Here is a 22,973-nt window from a genome sequence, read left to right on the forward strand (position 1 = left end):
TAGCGCAGCTCCCGCTCAGAGCTGTCGGCTGAGAGCAAAAAGCTTAGAGCTGTTATGGATATTTCCGACTGGCGCAACAAAATCGATGAACTCGATCGCAAGCTGGTGGACTTGCTCAACCAGCGCGCCCGCTACGCGCAGGAAATCGGACGGCTCAAGCGCGGCACTAATCAGCCGGTTTACGAGCCCGAGCGCGAGAAGGTAATCTACGAGAACGTGCACCGCGCCAATCCCGGTCCGCTCGCCGACCGCGACCTGACTATGATTTATGAGCGCCTCATCGACGTCATGCGCAAGATTCAGAAGGAAGAATTTGTCCCCAAGCCCAAGGCCGGCGCCAGCGACACCGAACTGGAGGCTGAAGTTAACGATTGAGGGTGGCGGTAACTTGCCTACGATATCGCCGAATTAAGAAGGTGGAGCTAGCAGCTAAGAGCTAAAAGCTATTTTCTTATGATTGTCACCATGCAGGAAGGCGCCTCCGAGCAGCAGATTCAAAATGTGATCGAGCATCTTGTCTCGCTCGGCTTTTCCGTCCACCGCTCCACCGGCGAGCGCCATACCGTGCTGGGGGCGGTCGGCGCGCGCAACGACTTCGATACGCGCGACCTCGAGGTCCTCGACGGCGTCCATCTCGTTCACCGCATCAGCGCGCCTTACAAGCTGGTGGCCAAGAATTTCCGACCCCAGGGCACCATCGTCAAGCTGCCCAACAACCTGACCGTTGGCGGCGAACAGGTTGTGGTGATGGCCGGCCCGTGCTCGGTGGAATCGCGCGAGCAGCTGTTCTCGACCGCTGAAGTCATCTCCCAAGCCGGCGCACGCGTCCTCCGCGGCGGCGCCTTCAAGCCGCGCTCCTCGCCATACTCTTTTCAGGGTATGGGCGAAGAAGGCTTGAAGCTGCTCAAGGAGGCCGGCGAAAAATACAAGATGCTGGTGATCAGCGAGGTCATGGAAATCTCCCAGATCCCGTTGATGCTGCCTTACGTCGACATCCTGCAGGTGGGCGCGCGCAACATGCAGAACTTCAACCTGCTGCGCGAGCTTGGCAAGGTCCGCAAACCGGTGATGCTCAAGCGCGGCATTGCGGCCACCATCGAGGAAATGCTGCTCTCCGCCGAATACATCATGGCCGGCGGCAATTACGATATCGTCCTCTGCGAGCGCGGCATCCGCACCTTCGAGACCTATACCCGCAACACCATGGATATCTCCGCCATTCCCATCGTGCACAAGCTCTCGCACCTGCCTATCTGTGGCGACCCATCGCACGGCACCGGACGCCGCGACAAGGTTTCGCCCATGGCCCGCGCCGCGGTTGCCGCCGGCGCCGACGCCATCATCGTCGAAGTCCACAGTAATCCCGACAAGGCCCTTTCCGACGGCGCCCAGTCCCTCTATCCCGACCAGTTCAAGACTTTGATGGAACAGTTGCGCATGATCGCCCCCGCCGTCGGCCGTTCCATCGCCTGAGCTCCGAAAAAATGCGCCTTGACGATGGCTGAGCATGGCCGCGCTTCTATTCCATGCCCGCCCTTGCAAAATCTTCCCTGTCGAGCGCAGGCAGGTACACCCCGCGATATTCTCGCTTCCACCATGAGCCCGTTTCACGCCGCTCCCGCCAGTTCGTGAACTGGTACTCGTAAACACTCGCGCGTACGTATGCCGGCGGCGCCTTGGCAAATGGATTGCCGGCCAGCAGCTTCGATACCTGCGGAGATCCCTGCAACAGGCGCAGCATGAACCGCAGCAGCCACGGGTTCTGCTGGTAATTTCCCAGTGCCGCGAACCACATCTGCCAGTCCACGCGCGGCTGGTGCGGCTCCACCCAGCTCGGCGGCCGCTTCACCTCTCCCGGCTTGTACTTGAACTCGTACGCTTGCCAGTTCACGCCGTCGCTCGATCCTTCGATCACGATCTCCGGTCGCGTTGTCGTCATCACCGCGAACAGCCCGTATGAATTTACGATCTCGAATGGCGCCAGCGTGGCCTGCGCCTGATCCGATCCCGGCAACGTCCAGTGCAAGATCGGCCCGGTCACCTCGGCCAGGCTGGTAAACAAAATCAGGATCGACACCCCCGTCCCGATCGCCACCTTGGCCACGCTCTTGGTTGTTGCTGACCATCTTTGCCCGGCTCGAGACGTGATGGTGTCCCACATTTGCCTGCTTTTGACAGATGCGAGTCTGATCCGAGATTTCTCCCACCTCGCGTCATCCACCAGCCACAGGCACAGCGCGATCGTCAGCAGGTTGAAGAACGCATAATTTCCGGTGAGCATGATCAGGACCTGGAACACGATCAGGATTCCAGCCGCCAGCAGCCTTGCCCGCCGCGGAAACCAGATCAGGAACGGCACACCCAGCTCTACCAGCAGCACCACCGCAGTCGTCAAGCTTTGGAACCACGTCGGCAGCTGGAACATGTACCAGGCCAGAGGTGTCGGCAAAGGCTGCGTCTGGTAGTGGTAGCGCATCGCGGTCAGCGCGTGCCAGCTCTTGTCGCCGCTCGCCAGCTTCACTACCCCGGACATGAACATCAGCCGGAACAGCAGCCAGCGAAACATCCACGGCATCATTCTCGACCAGCCCAGGAAAATCGCCAGGAACCCGGCTTCCAGCAGCAGCGCGTCCCATTGAAAGCTCATGAACGCCTGCCCCGCCGTCGCGATTGACAAATAGAGTACGAACGCGCCCGCGCACGCTATCCGCCGCATCAGGCCCAGGACCAGCAGCAGGGCAAACACGCAGCCCGCGATCCAAACCGCCGCCAGGAAGCGGTCGTCAGCGCTCAGCAGAAACACGCTCGGGAACACGCGAAACGCCGCCCCGCCGTAATAACGCTGGATCGCGCTCATGGTTTGAGCCAGCGGGTAAACCCCGTTTCGCCCGACCAGCCCGGGCGCCTGCACTCCAAAGGACACGAATGCGATCAGGTAAATTATCCCTAGAGCGCGCAGGAACAGCTCCGTCGCCACCGCGTAACGCTGCCGGCGGACTGGGATGCCCCACAGCAGCCTGGTGAGCTTGTATCCCGCATCGCGGTGGGCCGCGATCGCGCCGTAGGCCGCTTCCGTAACCGTCTCGACGAGCGGCACGTGCTCATAGGCCCACAACGGCCAGGTTTGTCCGCCGGTGGCCATCGCGGTGAAGGCCGCGTGCGCACCACTGCGCCGCTGCCCATCCGGGAGGAATATCTGCACCGCCTGCGCAAATTCTTCGCGCGGAACATCCGGGAACTCCGCTGCCTTCTCCTGGAACGGCGCATACTCGACGCGCTCGCCCGTCAGTTCTTTCCAGTACTCGATCCAGGCGCGGCAGAACCCGCAATCGCCGTCAAATACCATCAGCGGCTTGGTTCGCCCGTGTTCTTCTTGCTCAAAGCTCGTCAAAACGCCTCCGCGGCCGACCACGGTATCGTTTCCAAAATAATACGGCGGCAGACGCCTCGCCTGCCGCCAAACCTGAACCGACGACCGTAACCGATCACCGTCAACCTCACGAAATATGTTTTAATCGCATCCGTGCGCCAGCTCACCATCATCGGAACCGGCCTGATCGGCGGGTCGCTCTCGCTCGCTCTGAAAGCGCGCGGCTTTGCCGGACGGGTCATTGGCTGCGACCGCGCCATTGTCCTAGGGCAGGCGAAATCGTGCGGCGCCATTGATCTCGGTATCGAAGACCCCGTCCAGGCTTGTGCCGGCTCCGACCTCGTGGTCCTGGCCACGCCGGTGGGCGCCATCATCGATCTTCTCGAGAAACTCGGTCCCGTGCTTCCACCGGAGGTTCTCTTCACCGACGTCGGCAGCACCAAGGCCGACATCCTCGCTCGTGCCCGCGACATATTCGGCGAGCGCGCTGCGGAGCGTTTTCTGGCCGGCCATCCCATGGCAGGGAAGGAGCACAGCGGCATTGAGCAGGCGGACGCCAGTCTTTTCTCCGGCGCAGTCTGGCTCTTCACGCCGTTTCCCGGCCAAGTCGTCCGCAGCGGCCCGGCCGGTGAATTGGTGCAGTGGGTAGAGCGCATTGGCGCCCGCGTACTGGAATTGGATGCGCAACGTCACGACCGAATATGTGCCTGGATCAGCCACCTGCCGCAGATGCTCTCGGTCTCGCTGGCGGCTACCGTGGAAGAGGAATTCGGCAATGATGCCGACATGAAGGCCATTGGCGGACGCATGCTGCGCGAGATGACGCGGGTTGCGGTCAGCCCTTACAGCATGTGGCGCGACATCGCGCTCACCAATACCAGCAACCTACAGGAGGCGCTCCTCGCTCTCGAACAGCGCCTCGCCCATCTGCGCGAAAATCTCCGCACCCGCGAACTCGAAGTCGAATTCGACACGGCTCGCCGTTTTCGTGGTGAATGATTGCTTGAAGAGCAGGGGCTGGGGCTGGGGGCTGGTAGTTAGGCAGTTTGGGGCTGAGGCTTTACGGCCCTTTTATTTCCCCCGAAATGTCGGATTCATGACGGCCTTGCCTGTTTCCCGCGAGCGTCATCTGGTCTTGCGCCGGGCCGTAGCCGCGTTGCGCTGCTTTCGAAAACCATGCCTGTGCCTCGGCTTCGTTGCGCACCACGCCGCGGCCGTCCAGGTAGAGGAGACCGAGGTTGTATTGTGCCTCGGTTACGCCTGCTTCCGCTGCCATCCGGTACCACTTGGCGGCTTCGGCAAGGTTCTGGGCCACGCCGGCGCCGTGCTCATAGCACCACCCGAGATTGTTACTCGCGGCCTTCGACCCCTTCGCCACTGCCTCCTGGAACAGGCGAATAGCCTCGCCCGCATTCTGCTGGATCCCGTGCCCGTGCAAGTACATCTCTGCCAGGTTACCGATCGCCGGCGCGAACCCATGGTGTGCCGCTTTCATGAACAACTTCACCGCCGCCGCGTCGTCCTGCGGAACCCCGCGGCCGTGTTGATACATGTAGCCCAGGTTCGACATCGCCGGCACATAATTCATCTCCACGGCCTTGCGGTACCAGTGCACCGCCGCCTCGTCATTGCGAGCGATGCCGCGTCCGGTGGCGTACATGTAGCCCAGATTGGTCATCCCAGGCGCGTATTTTGCTACCGCCGATCGCAGGTACCACTTGACCGCCGTCTGATCGTCACGAGTCACGCCTTCGCCCGAAGCATACATTCGTCCCAGGTTGCACTGCGACGCGGGTTCTCCACGATCGGCGGCGCGCTCGTACCATCTCAGAGCCTGCGCGTAATCCTGCTCCACGTCCTGGCCCAGTTCGTAATCACGGGCGGCCGCAAACTGGGCGCTTACGTCGCCTGCCTCCGCTTTCTTCAGCAGGGTGGAAAACTTCGACGACACTTGTCCCGCGCCCGCCTGTGCCAGCGCACACGCGCACAGCGCAAACACCGCTACTGTTGATTGCAGCCGCATTGCCTCACCCACTTGTTGCGCGGCACCCCACGCGCCGTTTTCAGGGCCGGTTGTGTTGCCAAGTAAAACGCGAGCTAGAGAAATGCGGACTAAGAATGGTCGAACGACTACTTAGTATTTAGACGCGCGCCGGCTCGGCAAAGCCTATAAATTTTCGAATGAAAATAATTGCGGTGTCCAAAAAGACCCCATTTGCCGGAAAGGTATTCCGCCGACGAAACCGTGTCAACGAAAATCCGAGATGACTCGAATCAACTTTTGACGGTTCGCTTTTTTGCCGCTGTCGCCTACTTCCTCGATGTTCGGACGTCGGCTGGGGCTGCTGCATTCCGCAACACCTCTCCTCGCCAACTGCTAAAAAGCTAATGTTCTCACGCCGCCTCGCCCGCCTCCGCCTTCCTGGCTTCTGTCTTCGCTGGCCGAGGACGCTCGAAGACACACTCGCGTGCCGGCTTATCGAGACGCAGACCCTGGAACACCGGGGCCCTCATTTTGACGGCGCCACTCTGGCCCTCATGCGTCCACTCGGTGAACTTGATCTCCGCCACCAGTTCCGGTTTCACCCAGTGCGGCCGCCGCGTCGATTCCACCCTGCCGTAAAACGGACTTCGATCTGTCTGCAGCTTTTGCAGTTTTCGCCACATGTCGGCATGCGAGGCTCCGGTGAAGCCGCTTCCGGCATTGCCCACGTGAATAAGTCTCCCTTTCTCGTCGTACAGTCCCAAGACCAGGGAGCCGAAGTTTTCGCGCCCGCCGCGCGGGTCGGTATAGCCGCCAACCACGCACTCCTGTCGCCGCGTGATCTTCACCTTCAGCCATTCCCGGCTGCGCTTCTGGATGTAGCAGCCGGCGCGCCGCTTGGCGACAATTCCCTCCAGGCCGCGTTCCTTGGCCGCCTCGTACAGCTTCAGGCCATCGTCGAAGTGGTCCGAGTAGCGCACCAGGTCGCTGGTATCCAACCGCGCCCGCAGTAGTTCCTTGCGCTTCTCCAGATCCACGCGGAACAAGGAATAGCCGTCGAGGTAGAGCAAATCGAAGGCGTAATAAACGATCTTGACGCCGCGGTTGGTGACGATGCGCCTGCCTCGCCCAGTTAAACCCGGTCGTTGCTGCATCAGGCTGAACGACGGCCGTCCCTGCTCGTCGAGCGCCGCCAGTTCGCCGTCCACGATTGCCTGTTCGGCCTTCAACTGCGCCGCCAGCTCCTTCATCTCCGGAAACTCGGCGGTCATCTCGTTCCGATTGCGCGAGAACAGCTTCACGCGACCGTCTTCCAGGTAAGCGATCGAGCGGAACCCATCCCATTTCACTTCGTACAGCCATTCACTGCTGTTAAACGGTTCATCGACCAGGGTGGCCAGCATGGGGCGGATCGCCCGCGGCATGGAAGTTCTTTCAGCGCCTTTTATCTGCGCGATTTCGTTTTTTTTTATTGACGTCTTAGCCACGGAGGACACAGCGGATTTTTTTTCTTTTTCGGCTGTCAGCCCCTGATTCACACGCCGCGACGGCTTCGTCACCGCCGCCGTCTTTGTTTTCGGCTTTGCCTTTGTCTCTTTCTTTGCTTCCTCTGCCGCTAAGTTCTTCTTGCGGACCTTGGCCAGCGTGTCGGCCAGCCATGCATTCTTGCCTTTACCGGAGGGCGCGGCGGGCCGGTTGCTTTGCCACTCCGCCGAACCCGCATCTCCGGCAATCTGATCCAGCGACCGCTTGGTGAGCACCGACCAATCCAACTTATCGATGTCGAAATCTTCCTTCGCGCCCTGGTCGCGCTTCTTGATCAGCAGCCACTCCGTGCCTTTCGATCCCGGACGTCGCGAGCGCATCCGCGCCAGCACGAACTCGCCCTGCAATTTCTTGCCGTTGAGCCGGAACTTCAGGTCGCCCTTGGCCAGCATTTCGTTTTCGTCGCCCAGCGGTTCCCAGGTGCCGGTGTCCCAGACCATGACTGTGCCCGCGCCATAATTGCCCTCGGGAATGATGCCTTCGAAGTGAAAGTAGGAGACCGGATGGTCCTCGACCATCATCGCCAGCCGCTTGTCGCCAGGCGAGAGCGACGGCCCCTTGGGCACGGCCCACGACTTGAGCACCCCATCCATCTCCAGGCGGAAGTCATAGTGCAGGTGCGATGCCTGGTGTTTCTGGACGACGAAGCGGTGTCCTGCCTTTTTCTCAACCTTGGGCGGGGGCTCGGGGGTGGACTGGAAGCGCCGCTTGCGTTGGTATTCCTCAAGAGCCATATCGAACAATCTCCCGGGCGCGCCCGGAATCCTGCATTTCCTAACCTTGTTAGTTGCGAGTTACGGCTGGTGAGTTTCGAGGAATTGCGATGCCCGACAACCTGGGTGCTCACTTTTACCGGTGAGCCAGCCATCGCCAGAGCACGACCAGTTCATTGACCAGGAACAACGTCCCGAAGATGACTTTGTTGTGGCGGGCCAACCAGTTCGGCAGGTAAATATCGAAGTTGTCGGCGCGGTCATTCGTGTAACCTGCCGCCCAATCGGTGAGGGGGCAGCGTCCCCGATTGATCGCGAGAACGGCGCATTCGCCGGCGATAATTACCGTCAGCAGGAGCGCCCACCGGAACTGCGCCAGAATGGCTGTCACCGGCAATGCGAGAATTGCTCCCGCCAGCAAGGCCCAAACGATGGTGTGCAGGAGCTTAATCGCCGTGAGCCGGCGATCGTACCGAAAAACCTGTTGAGAGGTGGCCATCGGGGCACCAGTGCGGCGTGCGGTTGCGTTTTGATTATCGGCGGTTCTGTGCAGCGCCGGTTGTGACGCTCCTCACCGAGTGCCGTGATGAAGCTCGATGGGGCGCTACGACACGGTCTCCGCACTATAACGCGCGATCAATCCGGTGCGAACCGCGTAGCGATAAATGCGCGCGAAGAACCAGCACGCCAGCACGACGTACAACAGCGCCAGCCAGATGCCGCCCAGCAGCAGCATGGAAGAAGCGGCCTGCCCGGCTATGACCGCCCGCATTCCTTCGAAGACGTAGGACGGCGGCAGACCATGCGCGATGACCTGCATCCAGTGCGGCAGAGTAGCCAGCGGGTAGAAGACGCCGACAAAGGGCGAGATGGTCGCCGGGATAGGCCAGATGAACCATTCCGCCGCGGGGCCGAAGCGCAGCACGATGGCGGTACCCACAATGCCCATCGCGATGCCGAATAGAAACAGCACCAGCAGGAAGGGAATCAGCACTACGCCATAGGAGAAAAACGAGAGTCCGAATGCCAGCATGGCCAATGCCAGCATCACCGCCAGTCCGACCAGGCTGGTCGCAACCGCCGAAAGCACCAGCCCGCCAAGGTATTCGAAAATGGAGAGCGGCGTGGCGAAGATGTTGAGGAAGTTGCGCGACCACACGTCTTCAAAGAACGTCATGGTGACGCCGTGCATCACCCGGCTGAAAAAATCCCACAGCAGCACCGCTCCCAGCAGCACGGGAACGAAGTTGAAGCCCGAACCGGTCACCGAGTTGAGGTATCGCGTGATGAAGCCCCAGAGCACAATATCCACCGCCACCCAGGCAAACAACGGGATGACGCGCGAGGCGCTGCCGCGCACCAGGTAGTATTGCCGCAGCACGATGGCGAAGATGCGACTGAGCTTCATGCGCGCTCCAGCGCCAACGGTTCGCGTGCCACGGCGATAAATAATTCTTCCAGGGATTTGTGCCCGTGCTGTTGCGGCAGGGTCTTAGGATCGCCTTCCAGCAGGATCTTGCCGCGGGAAAGAAAGAGCACGCGGTCGCAGACCTCCTCGACTTCGTACATGTTGTGCGAGGTCCACAGCACGCCGCATTGGCCGCGGGCGGCGAATTCGCGGATGATGTTGCGGATGTCCCGCGCCGTCGCCGGATCCAGCGATGCCGTGGGTTCATCGAGCAGCAGCAGGTGGGGGCTGTTCAGCATGGCTTTGGCGAGCGAGACCCGCGTCTGCTCTCCGGAGGAGAGCACGCCGCATTTTGTGTCGCGAAACCGAATCAAATCGAATTCATTGAGCAGAGACTCGATGCGTCCCGACAGATTCTCCACGGCGTAGATCATGCCGAAGACACGCAGGTTCTGTGCCACCGTCAGGTTGCCGGGGAGCGGAGCGTAGGCGGCGGCAAAATTGGTGCGCGACAGCGCCTGCGTTCGTCGCCGCTCGATGTCCACTCCTTCGATGACGATGGTGCCCGTGGTCGGTTCCAGCACCCCCAGCACCATGCTGATGGTGGTCGTTTTGCCCGCGCCGTTGGGCCCCAGCAGGCCCACAATCTCATTGCGGAGCACTTGAAAGGATATGTTGTCCACGGCGACGGTGCTGCCGTAGAGCTTGCGCAAATCGGTAACCGACAACATCGCGGACATTGTAGTAGTCAGATGCCGGCAACATCCTGTATTCCTTGCTTCCTTGGCCGGTCAGTCCACCCAGTCGGCGATGAAGACGTTGGTTTCGTGCGGTCGGGAGCCGTTGCGGTTCGACGAAAAGACAAGCTTCTTACCGTCGGGGCTGAATACCGGGAAACCGTCGAAGGCTGGGCTATAGGTGATGCGCTCCAGGTTGCTGCCGTCAATGTTGACCGCGTAAAGCTCGAAATTCCCCATGCCCTTGGGGTCCGCCAGGTTGGAACTGAAGATGACGCGCTTGCCGTCGGGGAAAAAGTAGGGCGCGAAATTGGCGGCGGTGTTGTTGGTGATCCGGCGTTTGCCGCTGCCGTTGGCGCGCATGACCCACAAGTCGAGGCGCGTGGGACGAATCAGGTTCTGCGCCAGCAGCTCTTTGTATTCCACAATTTCTTCCTTCGTCCGCGGGTGGTATGCCCGGTACACGATCCATTTCCCGTCCCGCGACCAGAACGGGCCGCCGTCGTACCCGAGTTCGTGCGTCAGCTGGCGGACGTGGCTGCCGTCGCTGTTCATGACGTAGATGTCGAGATCTCCATTGCGACTGGAGGTGAAGACGATGTGCTTGCCGTCGGGGGAAATCGTGGACTCGGCGTTATACCCCTGGTTGTGAGTGAGCGGCCGGGGATCGCTGCCGTCAGGGTTGGCGACGTAGATGTCGTAGGTCGGATAAACCGCCCAGCGATAGCCCTTGGACCAATCCGGCGGAGACGGGCATTCCGGCGCGGCCGCATGGGTGGAGGAATAGAGGATGTGCTTGGCGTCAGGGAAGAAGTACGCGCAGGTGGTGCGTCCCCGGCCGGTTGAGACCATGTGCGCGCCCGAGCCGTCGGCGTTCATGATGAAGATCTGATCGCACTGCAGGCTGTCGCGGCGGGATTGAAAGATCAGCTGCGCGCCGTCGGAGCTGAAGTAGGCCTCCGCGTTTTCCCCGCCGAAGGTGAGCTGGCGGACATGGCGAAGGTGCCTTTCTTCGGGAGTGCGAAGATCCCGCGCCGACGGCGTTTGGGCGAAGAGGACGACGGCAAGGTTGAGGACAAGCAGAGCAGCGATTCGCATCTGGACGACTAATGTACGAAAATGCGCTGCCGGTGGCTAGTGGCTGGACCTTCGGGTAGCCTGCGAAGGGTTGATCGGGTGATTTACCTTCTCAGCCGGGGATCACCCGATCATCCAATCGCCGGATCGTTAAGCGGCTTTGCCGAAAGCGATTCGATGCTGAGTGGAGATCTCCACCGTGTAAAACACCGGCCGGATGTCGTTGGCGAGCAGCGGCTGAAGCTTGTTGCGGATCGCGTTGTACGCAGCCGTGTCCGCGAAGGTATCCGCTTGCTCGCGATTCTGCCAGTAGCTGATGGAGAGCGTCACGTTAGGATCGGTCTCGCGCAGCAATGTCTCGTAGCCGGCGAATCCGGGCTGCTTCTGCAATAGCGGCAGAAGTTCATTCTGCAGGATGGTTTCGACTTCCTGTTTCTTTCCGCCCTTGATGTTGACTTCAACAACTCTGGCCAGCATAAGACCTCCTCGCGTTTTCAATTCGTGATGGCACCAAGGCCCTCCGCCGGGGTAGTGGCGGGAAACATCAGCCACTGGGTTGAGTTGACGATTTTGCCGGTCGGGCGACCAGCCCCACATCGTTTCGAGGCAAATTATATCCGTGCTGCGGCGGCCCGAACCGCAGAAATTTTCCGTCCCCGACAAATGCCAGTGCTTACCTCGCTTTGCTGTGGTCGATTCCGAAGGCGAAAGCTGCAAGCTGTAAAATGGCCGGCACTCCGGAGCGAGAGGAATTTCCATGCGCAAGTTCGCGCTCGCCGTCGCTGTTTTTTTCGCCTTCAGCTGGTTTTCCGCTCTCGCGCAGCAGGAGCCGCCCTCTTCCGCGCCGCCGCAAGAGGAAAGAAAAGACGCGGGCAAGGATGCGAAGGACAAGAAGAAAAAGAAGGACAAGAACAAGCCCCAGGACGCCTATGACAGCGCGATCTTTTCCCAGGCGGTCGCCAATCGCGTACTGAGCGACCTGCGCGACGGCCTCGAGGGCCACAGCCAGCGCCTTGTGCTCTCTGCCTTCGACCAGGACAAGATGGACGGCTACCTTACCTTTGAAGACCAGATCGAAGCCATGATGCAGCGCTATGATTACTTCCGCGTCCACTTCAGCATCACCCAGAGCACGATCGAAGGTCCCAAGGGCGTGGTGCTGGTGGACTGGCAGATGGAAGAAATTCCCCGCACCGGCGGAGCGCCCATCCGCCGCAACGGCCAGGTCAAGTTCGAAATGGAACGCGGCCGCAAGGGATGGAAGATTGTGGACTTCAATCCCCGCGGGTTTTTCTCGTAAGCTCTTGGCTGGTAGCCGCTGTGGTGCGCTGCTCGTTTGCGGCTAAAAGCCAAAAGCGAAAGCTGAGAGCTTCTTCATGAAACGCGATTATCCTGAGCGTCCGCTGGTCGGCGTCGGTGCCGTCATCGTCAGCCAGGGGAGGGTCGTGATCGTGCAGCGCTCCGCAGAGCCGCTGAAAGGGCAGTGGTCAATTCCCGGCGGCGCGCTCGAGATCGGCGAGACTTTGCGCCAATGCGCCGCCCGTGAAGCCCTGGAGGAGACCGGGCTGCAGGTGGAGGCCGTAGATGTGCTCGATGTCTTCGACAGCATTTATGCCGACCCCGACGGGCGTACCCGCTACCATTACGTGCTCATCGATTTCTTTTGCCGCGTGCTCGGCGGCGAACTCAAGGTCGGCAGCGACGCCGCCCAGGCGCGCTGGATTAGCCGCGACGAGCTTGCAAACTTCAACATCGCGGAAACGGCGCAGAAGGTTATTATGAAGGCCCTCGATCGACATTAACTCCCGGCGCGCTGCGCTGAAGGCGAGAGAGATATGTTTGCCGTGAATTTGAACGATTTCATCGCCTACACCGATTGGGAGCGCAAGCTCTGGTACAGTTGGTTCCTGCAGCATGGTGAGCAGGTTCTGAAGATCGGCGTCGGCCCGCACAGCGACGGACGCTTTCAGACCGTCGGCGACATGGTTCGTCACATCTTTTCCGCGGAAAAACGATACGCCGAACGCCTCTCCGGGCAGCCCTTAACCGACACCGCTGCCATCCCCACCGACAATGTCGAGGCGCTTTTTCAATTCGGCGCGCAGAGCCGGAAAGAATTCCGGGCCATGCTCAATGCCGTCCCGGCGGGCGATTGGGATACTCCCAGGGAGTTCAAGATCTTGACCTCTGTCGTCCAAGCTACTCCGAGAAAAATCGCTGTACATGTCCTGGTGCATGAAATCCGCCACTGGGCCCAAGTTGCCACCATGCTTCGCTTCAACGGGCTGAAAGGCGACTTTCACGATTTTCTTTTCAGCCCTGTGCTCGGCAGCGAAAGCGCCCGCGAACAGAACCAGTCTCGCTAGACTACGACAAAACAAAACGACCCGCGGCTCGATTGCGGCACGCGGGTCGCCGGTAGTCTGTTGGGATTGGCCTGAGGCGGTCACTCTTCTTCACCCCGGCTCTGCTTGCGGTCCGGGACGACTGCGACCTGTTAGCCTCCGGGACTCCAGCACTGACTCTGGAGTGGCGTTGGGCCAAACACACCGGAACTTGAGGTTGGTTTAGAGCGCACCGCTCTAAGCCTCAGACACCTCACTGCGGTTTTGTATATGACTGTCAATCATGTTGACCTGGACCACCCCCTTTCTCAGTGTAGCCGCAGATTAATACAGGTCGCGGAAACCCGTCAAATTCAGCTTCTCTGCCGCTGATTACTACCGGGATGCTGATTTCCCGGGTTCCGGCCAGAATTCAGTTGCTTTTCGATCGTATCCGTCGCACGAGCCTATTTTCCAATTCCAATTTTCGCAATTCCGCAATTGTTCCATTGTTTCCCTCTGCTATGCTGCTGCGTCCTCATGAGTCCCATAGCCATCAGCATCCTGCTCGGACTTACCGCCGCCGCTGCCAACGTGGTGGGGGGCGCGGTCATCGTGCAGAAGCAGTGGCACCACAGCTACCTGAAATATTTCATCGCGCTCGGGGCCGGCTTCATGCTGGCGACCTCGCTGGTGGAAATGGTGCCAGCCAGCGTCCGCCTGCGCTCCGACGCCGGCTTCCTGGTGTTGGTGGGGTACCTGATTGTTCACTTCTTCGAGCACACCGTCGCATCGCACTTCCATTTCGGGGAGGAGACGCACGAAGACGAGTTCGTGCAGAAGCACAAATCCTGGTCGGTCCTGCTGGGACTCATCATCCACACTTTTTTTGACGGCATTGCCATTGCGTCCGGCTTCCTGCTCTCCCGCTGGCTGGGATGGATCGTATTCATGGCCGTGTTCCTGCACAAAATCCCAGAAGGGTTCACCGTCGCCTCGGTGATGCTGGCCGGCGGGCGCAGCCGGGTAGTCGCGTGGGGCTCCTCGGCGCTGCTCGGCGCCGCCACCCTGCTCGGCGTGCTCACCATGGTCATCACGCGGCAGGCGGTCGGCGTGGGATTGCCGGTCTCGGCCGGCGTCACCGTTTACGTTGCCGCCTCCGACCTGATCCCGGAAGTCAATCGCGAGCCCGGCATTAAGATGGCGATCGTCGTCTTCCTCGGAGTCGGTTGTCTCTTCCTCATGGACTACCTCTTTCATATGCACTAGTTGCGGCAGCGCGGTACAATCCGGTTTCCGTGGAAAACCTCAGGCAACGTGCGGATTTCGCAGACCCCGCTTTCGAAGAAGGTGGGCCGCGCCTGCAACGGTTGTGGCTTTCCATGCTGACGCGCAGGCTCTGGCTCATTGCCGGGGCCATGGGCCTGGTGATGTTCTTTGGCAGTGTGGGCCTTGATGTCTTGTTGCTGGAGCACGAGGCAGGGGTCGCGATGGTTGTTTCCAATGGCCTGGTCGCGCTCCTCGCTGCGTCTCTGGTCTATACCCTGCTGGCCGTCGGTCGGACACAACGCCGCCGCGTCATCGAGCGCATGGACGCCCTCCAGGAAGTGAACCACCACATCCGCAACGCGCTGCAGGCGCTCTCGTTCACCGCGGGCACGATGAAAAATACCAAGGAAGGCGACACTATCAACGAAGCCATCCAGCGCATTCAGTGGGCGCTGCACGAAGTCTTGCCGAAGGTTGAACCGACCTTCGAGCCCTTTCAGGGCAGCGCCCGTGAGGCGCACGATGCTTTACGCCGCGACGACAAATCCTGACGCTCTCCACCCCACTCTTATTTTGTACAATGGAATCTGCCGACCATGAGTACCGCATCTCCTACCCCGAACCAGCCGCGAGCCATTCCAGGTTTTCCCAGGCTTCCCGATGAGTTGCGGCCCGCCGCTCCTCGGCGGTCTTTCCTGTTTTCCAGCTGGACCACGATGTTGCTTGCCGGACTCCTGGCGGCGCTCCTGGTGTTCATGGTCGGGGCGGGGCTGGACTGGTTCGTGATCCACGAAAAGGAATCTCGCAACATCGCCATCAGCGTGTCCGACAGCCTGGCAGCCGTCATCGCCGGCGTTCTCGTGTTCCGCCTCCTGCAATACGAGCGCGACCGGCGCAACCTTCTCCGGCATCGCCTAGAAATTATTGCGGAGATGAATCACCACGTGCGCAACGCGCTGCAGGTAATTTCACTGTCGGCTTATTCCAATGCCGACCAGCAGCAGCTCAATGCGGTGAAGGAGAGTGTCAACCGCATCCAGTGGGCATTGCGGGAAATCCTTCCCAAACTGTAGTTCCTGTCCTTCTACACCAGCCGGACTTCCAGCTTCTAGTCCGTGCCCTTGTCTCACTCCACCGTGTGCTTCGCCGTGTACCCTTCGCGCGCGATGACCTGGAACTTCAAGTCCTTACCTTTCTGATCGCGGACGTGGAACTGCCCTCCATCGGGCGCTACCACCTCCACCTTCAGCTTGCGATAGCTGCCATCCAATTTCGGGTTTGTGGGGTGATAGGCCAGCACGTACTGGTTGCGGATATTCTGCGCGATGTCGCGGAAAATTTCCGGCAACTCGCCTTCGAAGCGCGGCTTGAACCAGCGTCCCCCCGTCATCTTCGCGAACGTCTGCATCTGGTTGTCCGCCTGCAAGAAATCGATGCTGGAGGTCACGTTGCACGGCATGATGCCGGGGCCTCCCCCGCCGTACTGCTCGGCCCACATGCGCAATGCCTCGCCGGTGCTGATCGTGAAGATGCTGACGTTGGGCGTGTCCTTCACTTTCTTCAGCACCTTGTCGTAAGTCATCCTGCTGAACGTATCGCAGCCGCTGGCGATCAGCACCACGTACTTGCGGCCCTCGATTCCATCCACCCGGTCAAGCGTGTCGTAGAGCGCGTCAAAAACGTTGGTTTCGCTGAACCCGGGAATGCGCAAGCTGTTGATCGCGGCAAGCACCTGGCGCTTGTCCTGGGTGAAGTCGGCAACGATCTGCGGCTTCATGTCGAAGGACACTACCGCGATCCAGTCTTCCGGCTTCAGGGTCTGGGCGAACATCCATGACGCGTTGAGCGCGTCGTAAACGAAGCGGTAGTAACGGGCGGCGAATTCGACCAGCAGCACCGCCGTGATCGGCGCCTTCGAGACCTCGAACTTTGTGATCCGCTGGGGCACTCCGTCTTCAAGGACACGGAAGTTGCCTTCCTTCAACCCCGGAATGAACTGCCCATCCTTGGTCGTCACCAACACCGGCACCTGCACCAAGGTGGTGTCCACCTTGATCGAGTAGTCGGGCATTCCCTCGACCTTCTTCGGGCCTGGTTGCGGCTTGGGCTGGGGTGGCTCTTCCGCCTTCTTCGGAATCGCCATCGGCCCGATGTCGCCTTCCGGGCCGCCGGCTTCCGCCGGTGTTGATTGCGTGGGCTTGCCGGGAGGCGGCGGCTGCGGCGGCGCTTGCTGCGCAAAACTCGCCGCTCCGGCTAGCAACATCAGCATAATCGCCAGGACTAGGCCGCGCGGGCTAGTCCTCCCGCGCACGGAATTAGGGTACTTCTGGCACCACATAGGGAATTCCCTTCGGAGTATCTCTGCAGTAGTATAGATGCGCTATTCCGCTTTTTCACTGCGCGTTGATTTTGTTCTCCCCCTCAAACGCAGGGGAGCGGCCCGCAACTCTCGCCTCCCAGGCGGGTTTGCGGAAATATCCAAAGACTGCGGAAGTCCGGGGGCCCAGCGTGCGTCACGGTTTTATTTTTAGCGCGCCGGGATGGATGGCGTCAGTGGTCTTAGCAGGTGGTATGAAAAACCCTGGTTGCTCGCGGCTCCTCTCTTTGTTCTTCCTCTGGTTGATTTCGATTGCTGCTGTGTGCGCCGAGCCGCCCGCCGCCGCCTCCCAACCGGCCACGCCGATTCTGCCGTTGTCACAAGTGCAAACCGGCATGCATGGTGTTGCCTACACCGTCTTCGAGGGCGTCACCCCCGAACCGATGGATGTCGAAGTCCTCGGCGTCATGCGCAATTCCAACGGCCCGCGCGGCGACATTATTCTTGTCCGCCTTCAAGGCAAGAAAGTCGAGTACACCGGGGTGGTGGCCGGCATGAGCGGCAGCCCGGTCTATATCGATAACAAGCTGGTGGGCGCCATCGCATTTCGCATCGGCGAATTCGCCAAGGAACCGATCGCCGGGGTCACGCCGATCGAGGAGATGCTGGAGATCAACGCTCTCGACCAGACTCCGGCTCCCGATGCCCAATCGGAAACCGCGGGCACGGCATCCACTACTCGCACCAACGGCCCGGGTGTGGCGAAAGGCTTGCAGGGCTTCGCGAACCTGCTGCAGCCGATCGAGACCCCGCTCGTCTTCAGCGGCTTCACCCAGGACGCGATCAGCCGCTTCGCGCCGCAATTTGCCTCCGCCGGGATTGTTCCCGTCATGGGCGCCGGTTCGGTTTCCGATGAAAAACAGCCGGAACCGCTGGAAGCCGGCTCCGCCGTCAGCGCCATCCTGGTGCGCGGTGATTTGAACATCGCCGCTACCTGCACCGTCACCTACATGGACCCACAGCGCCTGCTGGCTTGCGGCCATCCCCTGCTGCAGTTCGGCGTGGTCGACCTGCCGATGACGAAGGCGCGCGTGCTCGCTACCCTGCCCTCGCCGATGAACGCTTTCAAGATCATCAATACCACCGAATCTGTCGGCGCCTTTGTGCAGGACCGCCACACTGGCATCCTCGGCCGCTTTAATAAAGAGCCGGAGATGATCCCGGTCACCCTCAGCATTCACGGCACCAACAAGCCCAAGCAATTCCACTATGAAGTTCTCAACAACAGCAAACTGACGCCGGTCGCCATCATGGCCACTGTCTACAGCGCGCTGCAGGGCGTCAACGACGGCGGCGAAGATGTTACCTACCGCATGAACGGCAACATCAGCGTCAACGGCTATTCCCAGGTCCATCTGCAGAACATGTTTGCGCCCTCGGATGGGAACCAGCCCACCGCCTTGCAAGCGGCGCTTTCCCTCGGCGATCGTTTCGGGCGGATCTACCAGAACCCCTACGACAAGGCGAAGGTCAAAGGTGTCGAACTCGATTTTGACATCGTGCACGAGCGCCGCTCCGCGCAGCTCGAGAGCGCCCGCACCGACGTCACCGAAGCGCGTCCTGGGGACGAGATCGTGGTGGAATCCGTGCTTCGCCCTTATCGCGGCGAGCGTATCGTCCGCCAGGTGCCGGTGAAGATTCCGACTTCCACTCCTAACGGGACGCTGCGCATTCTGATCAGCGACGGCAACACGCTGGATCGCATGCGCAATATGGGAGGCAGCTTCGGCCGCCGCATGGACCTGGCCTCCACCATCGCTCTGCTCAACAAGGAGCACGCCAACGACCGCCTCTATGTCTCGCTACTGGAAGCCAATCCTCAGGCCATGGTCGAAGATAAGGTGATGCCGACCATGCCCATCTCGGTGATGAACGTCATGGAAAGCATGCGCGGCACTCAGGACATGGTGGTGGTCGGAGAGTCCTCGGTCAACGAGTCGTCCACCCCGCTGGATTACGTCGTTTCTGGCGCGCAGATCATCACCGTGAACGTGAAATAAGTAGCCGAGTCAGGACTTACTCGTGTTCCCACCCGGGCTGCTTTTTCCCGGTTGGGTTGCTTAACTCCGCCCGCCACTAACCACTAGGGCTCCTCACCCCTGCGCCATTTCACCCGGATGGCAACGCCCGCTGTGAGCTTCCGCTCACAAAATTAAGTGATGTCGCGCACGCCCAGAAGCGGCTTGCCCCCCTAAGTCACTGATTCATAAGCACTGGGTGGGTTGTCACCCACTTTTGTGATCTTTGGCTATCGTCGTGCTTTTCTGCTCTGTGCAATTCCGGTCCTGGTGGTTTTGACAAGCTACAAGCCTCCCAGAAAGGATGGCAATGTCTACCTACCGAACGCCCTACAACCTGCAACCGAGCGAGTCCTGTGACCACTGCGGCGCCCACTCCGCCGGCTTTTTCTGTCAGTTGCCGGCGCCGACGCTGAAAAAGCTGGAAGCGATCTCCTTTGTCACCTCCTACCCGCAGAATGCCGTGTTGTTCGTGGAAGGGCAGACACCGCGCGGTGTGTACATGATCTGCCGCGGGCAGGCGAAGCTCTCCGTGGTTTCCCAGGACGGCCGAACCCTTATTTTGAAGATTGCCGGTCCCGGCGAGGTCCTCGGCCTCAGTTCTTGCGTTACCGGCAAACCCTACGAATGCACCGTCGAGACGCTGAGCCCCTGTCAGGTCAACTTTGTTCGCATCGACGACTTCCTCCGCTTCATTCGCGACGACGCGGAAGCCTGCCTGCGCGCCGCCACCCAGATCAGCCGCCAGTACAACAATGCTTGCCGTGAATTGCGCTGGGTCGGCTTGTCCCGCTCTGCCGATTGGAGACTGGCCAGCCTGCTCATCGGTTGGAGTGAAGATCAACTCGACGGTAACGTTACCAATGGGACGCGCGGCGTCAAACTCACGTTGACCCATGAGGAGATTGCGCAGATGATCGGAACCACGCGTGAGACAGTGACGCGTGCGATGGCTCGATTCAAGAAGCAGAAGCTCATCGAGGTCCGCGGTGCAACGCTGGTGCTGCTCGCGCCGGCGGCGTTACAAGCCATCGCCGGACGCGGCGCCCCGGTGGAAATGGAAGATCACCGTCAGTTGGGACATCCGGGCAGGGAACCAAGGGAGCGACAAAATTCGCCGATTCGGGTTTCTAGAGACAAACAGGTCGCCTGCGTGACCGTCTAATACTCAGGCGTGGCCTAGGAGGCTCCAATGAGCCGGGTCCAAAGTTACAAATGCGAAGTCTGCGGAATGCAGGAACTGGATCACAGCCGCTGGCTGCTGGTCAGCGACCGGCCCCGCGCCTGCGATATCGACATCCTCAGCTGGGATGAAAAGCTCGCCGAGCAGCCCGGCATCTGCCATGTTTGCTGCACCGAGCACCTCCATGCGCTGGTTGGTTCCTGGATGATGCCCGATCTCGGCATTCCCGAACCTCCGCCCGAGCTTAACGCCGTCGACCGCGCTTCCATTCTTCGCGAATTCAATCTCGACCGCGCTTGCCTCAGCAGCGGCCTGCAGACCGACCGCGAGTCGCTTTTGGCCGTGCTCGATGCCGTCGAGGTCGTGCTCAAGACCTCCGGCTTCGAAGAGGACGAAAAATTGCCCGTCTTCGACGCCTAGGACAGTCTCGTTTCCTAAGCCCCCGCGCCACGGCGAGGGCTTTTATTTTTTCTGGCGCCAGGTAAGTTTTCAAGAATTTAAGGTTTGAAACTTGAAATGTGAAATTGGTGGCCCGGAATTTGGAATTTCATCTCCAATTCCAATTTCGCCCGCTCCCCCTGCCCCTGCCTTCCTGTGTTACGCTGTTCTTAATTCCCGCTTAGGATTTCTGATGCGAAAGCTGTTTTTGCCCGTCTCTCTGCTCATTCTTTCCATCCTGGTTTTTGCCGAAGGCACTCGCACCTGGGAACAGAGCAAATACGATGAACTGGAAAAAGGTACGGCCAAGGGTATCGCCATTCGCAGCGATGGCGGCCTGGAGTTGGCGCCCTCTTTGAAGCCGGTTTACACCACCCCTTCCACCTATATCTGGGCTATTGCCGGAGATGCGCAGGGCAACATGTATGCCGCCGCGGGCGCGCCCGCGCGAGTTTACAAGGTCACGCCGGCCGGGGATGCCGACATTATTTTCCAGCCCCAGGAACTGCAGGTGCAGTCGCTCGTGATCGATCCCAGCGGCGCCATTTACGCTGCCACCTCGCCCGACGGCAAGGTTTATAAGATCGTGCACAACACCGCGCCCGCGCCCAAGACAAAGCCGGAGGCCGGCGCCGGGCCCGGTCAGCCTGCGGTGGCCAAGACTGCCGTCGATCCCAGCTATTCTTCTTCCGTTTTTTTCGATCCCAAAACCAAGTACATCTGGGACATCGCCCAGGATTCCAAGGGACGCATCTACGTGGCTACCGGCGACCAGGGACAGATCTTCCGCGTGGAAAAGAGCGGCGAGCACTCGCTGTTCTTCAAAAGCGATGAAGCCCATATCCGCGTTCTTGATTTCGATCCCAAGGGCAACCTGATTGCCGGTTCCGATGGGAGCGGCCTGGTCTACCGCATCTCGCCTGCGGGCGAGGCTTTCGTCCTTTATAGCGCGCCGAAAAAAGAGATCACCGCGCTTGCCATCGACAAAGCCGGCAACATCTACGCCGCCGGCGTCGGCGAAAAGCGCGGCGTTACCGCCCCCGGCCCAGGGGCGCAGCTGCAGCCCGCCCCCTCTCCGGTCATTTCGGTGACCACCGGATCCGCCATGGGTACGACACAGTCGTCGCCACCCATGCCGGTGAACATTCCGTTTCCTGCGTTGGGTGCCACCGGCGGCTCCGAGGTCTACCAGATTGCTCCTGACGGCTCTCCGCGCCGCATCTGGAGCTCGCGCGATGACGTTGTATATTCACTCGTTTTCGACCAGCGCGGGCAGTTGCTCGCCGGCACCGGCAACAAGGGCCGCATGTACATCATCACCGAAGCGGGCAGCTTCACCGACCTGGTGAAGGCCAGCGCGACGCAGGTGACTGCCCTCGCGCAGGCCCCTAATGGCGGCATTTATGCCGCGACCAGCAATTTGGGAAAGATTTTCACCCTGGGCGTGGCGCCAGATTCCGACGGCACCTACGAAAGCGACGTCTTCGATGGGCGCAATTTCTCCCGCTGGGGACGCGCCGAGGTGCGCGGACGCGGCGCCTTCGATGTCTATGCTCGCAGCGGCAACGTCGACAATCCCGACCGCAACTGGAGTCCCTGGCAGAAGATTGACCTTGCCCGCGGGGGCCAGCTCGATGTGCCGCCGGCGCGTTTCGTGCAGTGGAAGGCGGTGCTTCATCCCGGGCGCACCAACCCCGACATCAGCAGCGTGCTCATCAATTACCTGCCCAAGAATGTGGCGCCGGTGATTGACGACGTCTACGTTCAAACCGGCGCTCGATTTCAGTCAACTCCCAAACCTGCCATGGAGAGCGTCACCGTCGGCAGCAGCCCCGCGCAGCGTTTCGAGTCTTCTCCTTCCGCGGTCCGCGACCGTGAATCGGTTGCCGTGCGCTGGACCGCCCATGACGACAACGACGACGACCTCGTCTACTCCGTCTACTACCGCGGCGATAACGAGACCCAGTGGAAGCTGCTCAAGGACAACATCACGGAAAAGGTTTACTCTTTCGACGCTTCGCTGCTACCCGACGGCGGCTACACCATCCGCGTCGTCGCCTCCGATGCCCCTTCCCATTCCCCCGATGAGGCCCTGACCTCAGCCAAAGAAGGCCAGCGTTTTGAGATCGACACCACCCCGCCGCAGGTAGTGAATCTGAACGTCGCCTTCGATAACAATGCGTTGCATGTCACCTTCCGCGCCATCGACGGCTTTTCCAACATCAAGCGCGCCGAGTACTCGATCGATGCCGGCGATTGGCAGTACGTCGAGCCGGTCGGCCGGCTCTCCGACTCTCGCGTCGAAAATTACGATTACTTTGCCGCGCTTCCCGGAGAGCAGGTGAAGACTGCCGACGCCACGCCGCCTGCGCCTTCGCGGACCAAGAACAATCGTCGCGTCGCTGGAGGCGGAGACGGGGCCGCGCCGGCAGGCCCGCCGCAGGAACACGTCATCGTGGTGCGCGTCTACGATCGCTTCGACAACATGGGCTCGGCGAAGTTCGTGGTCCGAGGACGGTAATTACTGCGG

At 60.5% G+C, this 22,973-nt stretch carries 22 protein-coding genes; 13 read left to right on the forward strand and 9 right to left on the reverse strand.

What is annotated here, in order from left to right; all coding sequences use genetic code 11:
• Positions 1 to 54 precede the first annotated feature (54 nt).
• Complete coding sequence (locus tag VFI82_13210; protein HET7185642.1) at positions 55 to 375, forward strand: chorismate mutase; 321 nt, start codon at positions 55 to 57, stop codon at positions 373 to 375.
• A gap of 78 nt (positions 376 to 453) precedes the next feature.
• Positions 454 to 1,473: a 3-deoxy-7-phosphoheptulonate synthase gene (gene aroF / locus VFI82_13215; protein ID HET7185643.1), complete on the forward strand. Its 1,020-nt coding sequence runs from the start codon at positions 454 to 456 to the stop codon at positions 1,471 to 1,473.
• A gap of 46 nt (positions 1,474 to 1,519) precedes the next feature.
• On the opposite strand, the gene VFI82_13220 is transcribed toward aroF, so the two are convergent.
• Positions 1,520 to 3,391: a lipase maturation factor family protein gene (locus VFI82_13220; GenBank protein ID HET7185644.1), complete on the reverse strand. Its 1,872-nt coding sequence runs from the start codon at positions 3,389 to 3,391 to the stop codon at positions 1,520 to 1,522.
• A gap of 132 nt (positions 3,392 to 3,523) precedes the next feature.
• Between VFI82_13220 and VFI82_13225 the strand changes: the two genes are divergently transcribed.
• The gene (locus VFI82_13225; protein ID HET7185645.1) at positions 3,524 to 4,369 is read left to right on the forward strand and encodes a prephenate dehydrogenase/arogenate dehydrogenase family protein; all 846 of its coding nucleotides are present in this window, start codon (positions 3,524 to 3,526) and stop codon (positions 4,367 to 4,369) included.
• 61 nt (positions 4,370 to 4,430) lie between these two features.
• Here VFI82_13225 and VFI82_13230 read toward each other — a convergent pair whose 3' ends face one another.
• From VFI82_13230 to VFI82_13260, 7 genes are all read right to left on the reverse strand, one after another.
• Positions 4,431 to 5,393 carry a tetratricopeptide repeat protein gene (locus VFI82_13230; GenBank protein ID HET7185646.1) on the reverse strand — a complete coding sequence of 321 codons (963 nt, stop codon included), beginning with the start codon at positions 5,391 to 5,393 and terminating at the stop codon, positions 4,431 to 4,433.
• A 371-nt stretch (positions 5,394 to 5,764) separates the two neighbouring features.
• Positions 5,765 to 7,633: a non-homologous end-joining DNA ligase gene (ligD, locus tag VFI82_13235; GenBank protein HET7185647.1), complete on the reverse strand. Its 1,869-nt coding sequence runs from the start codon at positions 7,631 to 7,633 to the stop codon at positions 5,765 to 5,767.
• 115 nt (positions 7,634 to 7,748) lie between these two features.
• Complete coding sequence (locus VFI82_13240) at positions 7,749 to 8,111, reverse strand: hypothetical protein (protein ID HET7185648.1); 363 nt, start codon at positions 8,109 to 8,111, stop codon at positions 7,749 to 7,751.
• Between the two features lie 105 nt (positions 8,112 to 8,216).
• Positions 8,217 to 9,020, reverse strand: coding sequence for an ABC transporter permease (locus tag VFI82_13245; protein ID HET7185649.1), 804 nt, complete (start codon positions 9,018 to 9,020; stop codon positions 8,217 to 8,219).
• Positions 9,017 to 9,760, reverse strand: a complete 744-nt coding sequence (locus VFI82_13250; GenBank protein HET7185650.1) for an ABC transporter ATP-binding protein — start codon at positions 9,758 to 9,760, stop codon at positions 9,017 to 9,019. The genes VFI82_13245 and VFI82_13250 overlap by 4 nt, the downstream gene beginning before the upstream one ends.
• 51 nt (positions 9,761 to 9,811) lie before the next feature.
• Positions 9,812 to 10,855: a hypothetical protein gene (locus tag VFI82_13255; GenBank protein HET7185651.1), complete on the reverse strand. Its 1,044-nt coding sequence runs from the start codon at positions 10,853 to 10,855 to the stop codon at positions 9,812 to 9,814.
• A gap of 129 nt (positions 10,856 to 10,984) precedes the next feature.
• Entirely contained in the window at positions 10,985 to 11,311 is a 327-nt protein-coding gene (locus tag VFI82_13260; GenBank protein HET7185652.1) for an antibiotic biosynthesis monooxygenase family protein, read from the reverse strand.
• A gap of 280 nt (positions 11,312 to 11,591) precedes the next feature.
• Here VFI82_13260 and VFI82_13265 point away from each other — a divergent pair, with 280 nt between their 5' ends.
• From VFI82_13265 to VFI82_13290, 6 genes are all read left to right on the forward strand, one after another.
• Entirely contained in the window at positions 11,592 to 12,134 is a 543-nt protein-coding gene (locus VFI82_13265; GenBank protein HET7185653.1) for a hypothetical protein, read from the forward strand.
• Between the two features lie 76 nt (positions 12,135 to 12,210).
• Positions 12,211 to 12,636 (forward strand): NUDIX hydrolase, encoded by a 426-nt coding sequence (locus VFI82_13270; protein ID HET7185654.1) that lies wholly within the window; start codon positions 12,211 to 12,213, stop codon positions 12,634 to 12,636.
• Between the two features lie 33 nt (positions 12,637 to 12,669).
• Complete coding sequence (locus VFI82_13275) at positions 12,670 to 13,200, forward strand: DinB family protein (GenBank protein ID HET7185655.1); 531 nt, start codon at positions 12,670 to 12,672, stop codon at positions 13,198 to 13,200.
• Positions 13,201 to 13,698: 498 nt separating this feature from the next.
• Positions 13,699 to 14,427: a ZIP family metal transporter gene (locus tag VFI82_13280; protein HET7185656.1), complete on the forward strand. Its 729-nt coding sequence runs from the start codon at positions 13,699 to 13,701 to the stop codon at positions 14,425 to 14,427.
• Positions 14,428 to 14,456: 29 nt separating this feature from the next.
• The gene (locus VFI82_13285) at positions 14,457 to 14,978 is read left to right on the forward strand and encodes a hypothetical protein (protein HET7185657.1); all 522 of its coding nucleotides are present in this window, start codon (positions 14,457 to 14,459) and stop codon (positions 14,976 to 14,978) included.
• Between the two features lie 45 nt (positions 14,979 to 15,023).
• Complete coding sequence (locus VFI82_13290) at positions 15,024 to 15,500, forward strand: hypothetical protein (GenBank protein ID HET7185658.1); 477 nt, start codon at positions 15,024 to 15,026, stop codon at positions 15,498 to 15,500.
• Between the two features lie 53 nt (positions 15,501 to 15,553).
• Here VFI82_13290 and VFI82_13295 read toward each other — a convergent pair whose 3' ends face one another.
• Positions 15,554 to 16,690 carry a VWA domain-containing protein gene (locus VFI82_13295; GenBank protein HET7185659.1) on the reverse strand — a complete coding sequence of 379 codons (1,137 nt, stop codon included), beginning with the start codon at positions 16,688 to 16,690 and terminating at the stop codon, positions 15,554 to 15,556.
• A 308-nt stretch (positions 16,691 to 16,998) separates the two neighbouring features.
• Here VFI82_13295 and VFI82_13300 point away from each other — a divergent pair, with 308 nt between their 5' ends.
• From VFI82_13300 to VFI82_13315, 4 genes are all read left to right on the forward strand, one after another.
• Positions 16,999 to 18,804: a SpoIVB peptidase S55 domain-containing protein gene (locus VFI82_13300; protein HET7185660.1), complete on the forward strand. Its 1,806-nt coding sequence runs from the start codon at positions 16,999 to 17,001 to the stop codon at positions 18,802 to 18,804.
• A 328-nt stretch (positions 18,805 to 19,132) separates the two neighbouring features.
• Positions 19,133 to 19,987 (forward strand): Crp/Fnr family transcriptional regulator, encoded by an 855-nt coding sequence (locus VFI82_13305; GenBank protein HET7185661.1) that lies wholly within the window; start codon positions 19,133 to 19,135, stop codon positions 19,985 to 19,987.
• Positions 19,988 to 20,014: 27 nt separating this feature from the next.
• Positions 20,015 to 20,425, forward strand: coding sequence for a hypothetical protein (locus tag VFI82_13310; protein ID HET7185662.1), 411 nt, complete (start codon positions 20,015 to 20,017; stop codon positions 20,423 to 20,425).
• Positions 20,426 to 20,636: 211 nt separating this feature from the next.
• A complete protein-coding gene (locus VFI82_13315) occupies positions 20,637 to 22,964 on the forward strand; it encodes a hypothetical protein (protein ID HET7185663.1) in 2,328 nt (775 codons plus the stop codon).
• The last annotated feature ends 9 nt before the right edge of the window (positions 22,965 to 22,973 follow it).

The organism is Terriglobales bacterium (assembly GCA_035691485.1).
Taxonomy (GTDB): Bacteria; Acidobacteriota; Terriglobia; order Terriglobales; family Acidobacteriaceae; genus JAIQGF01.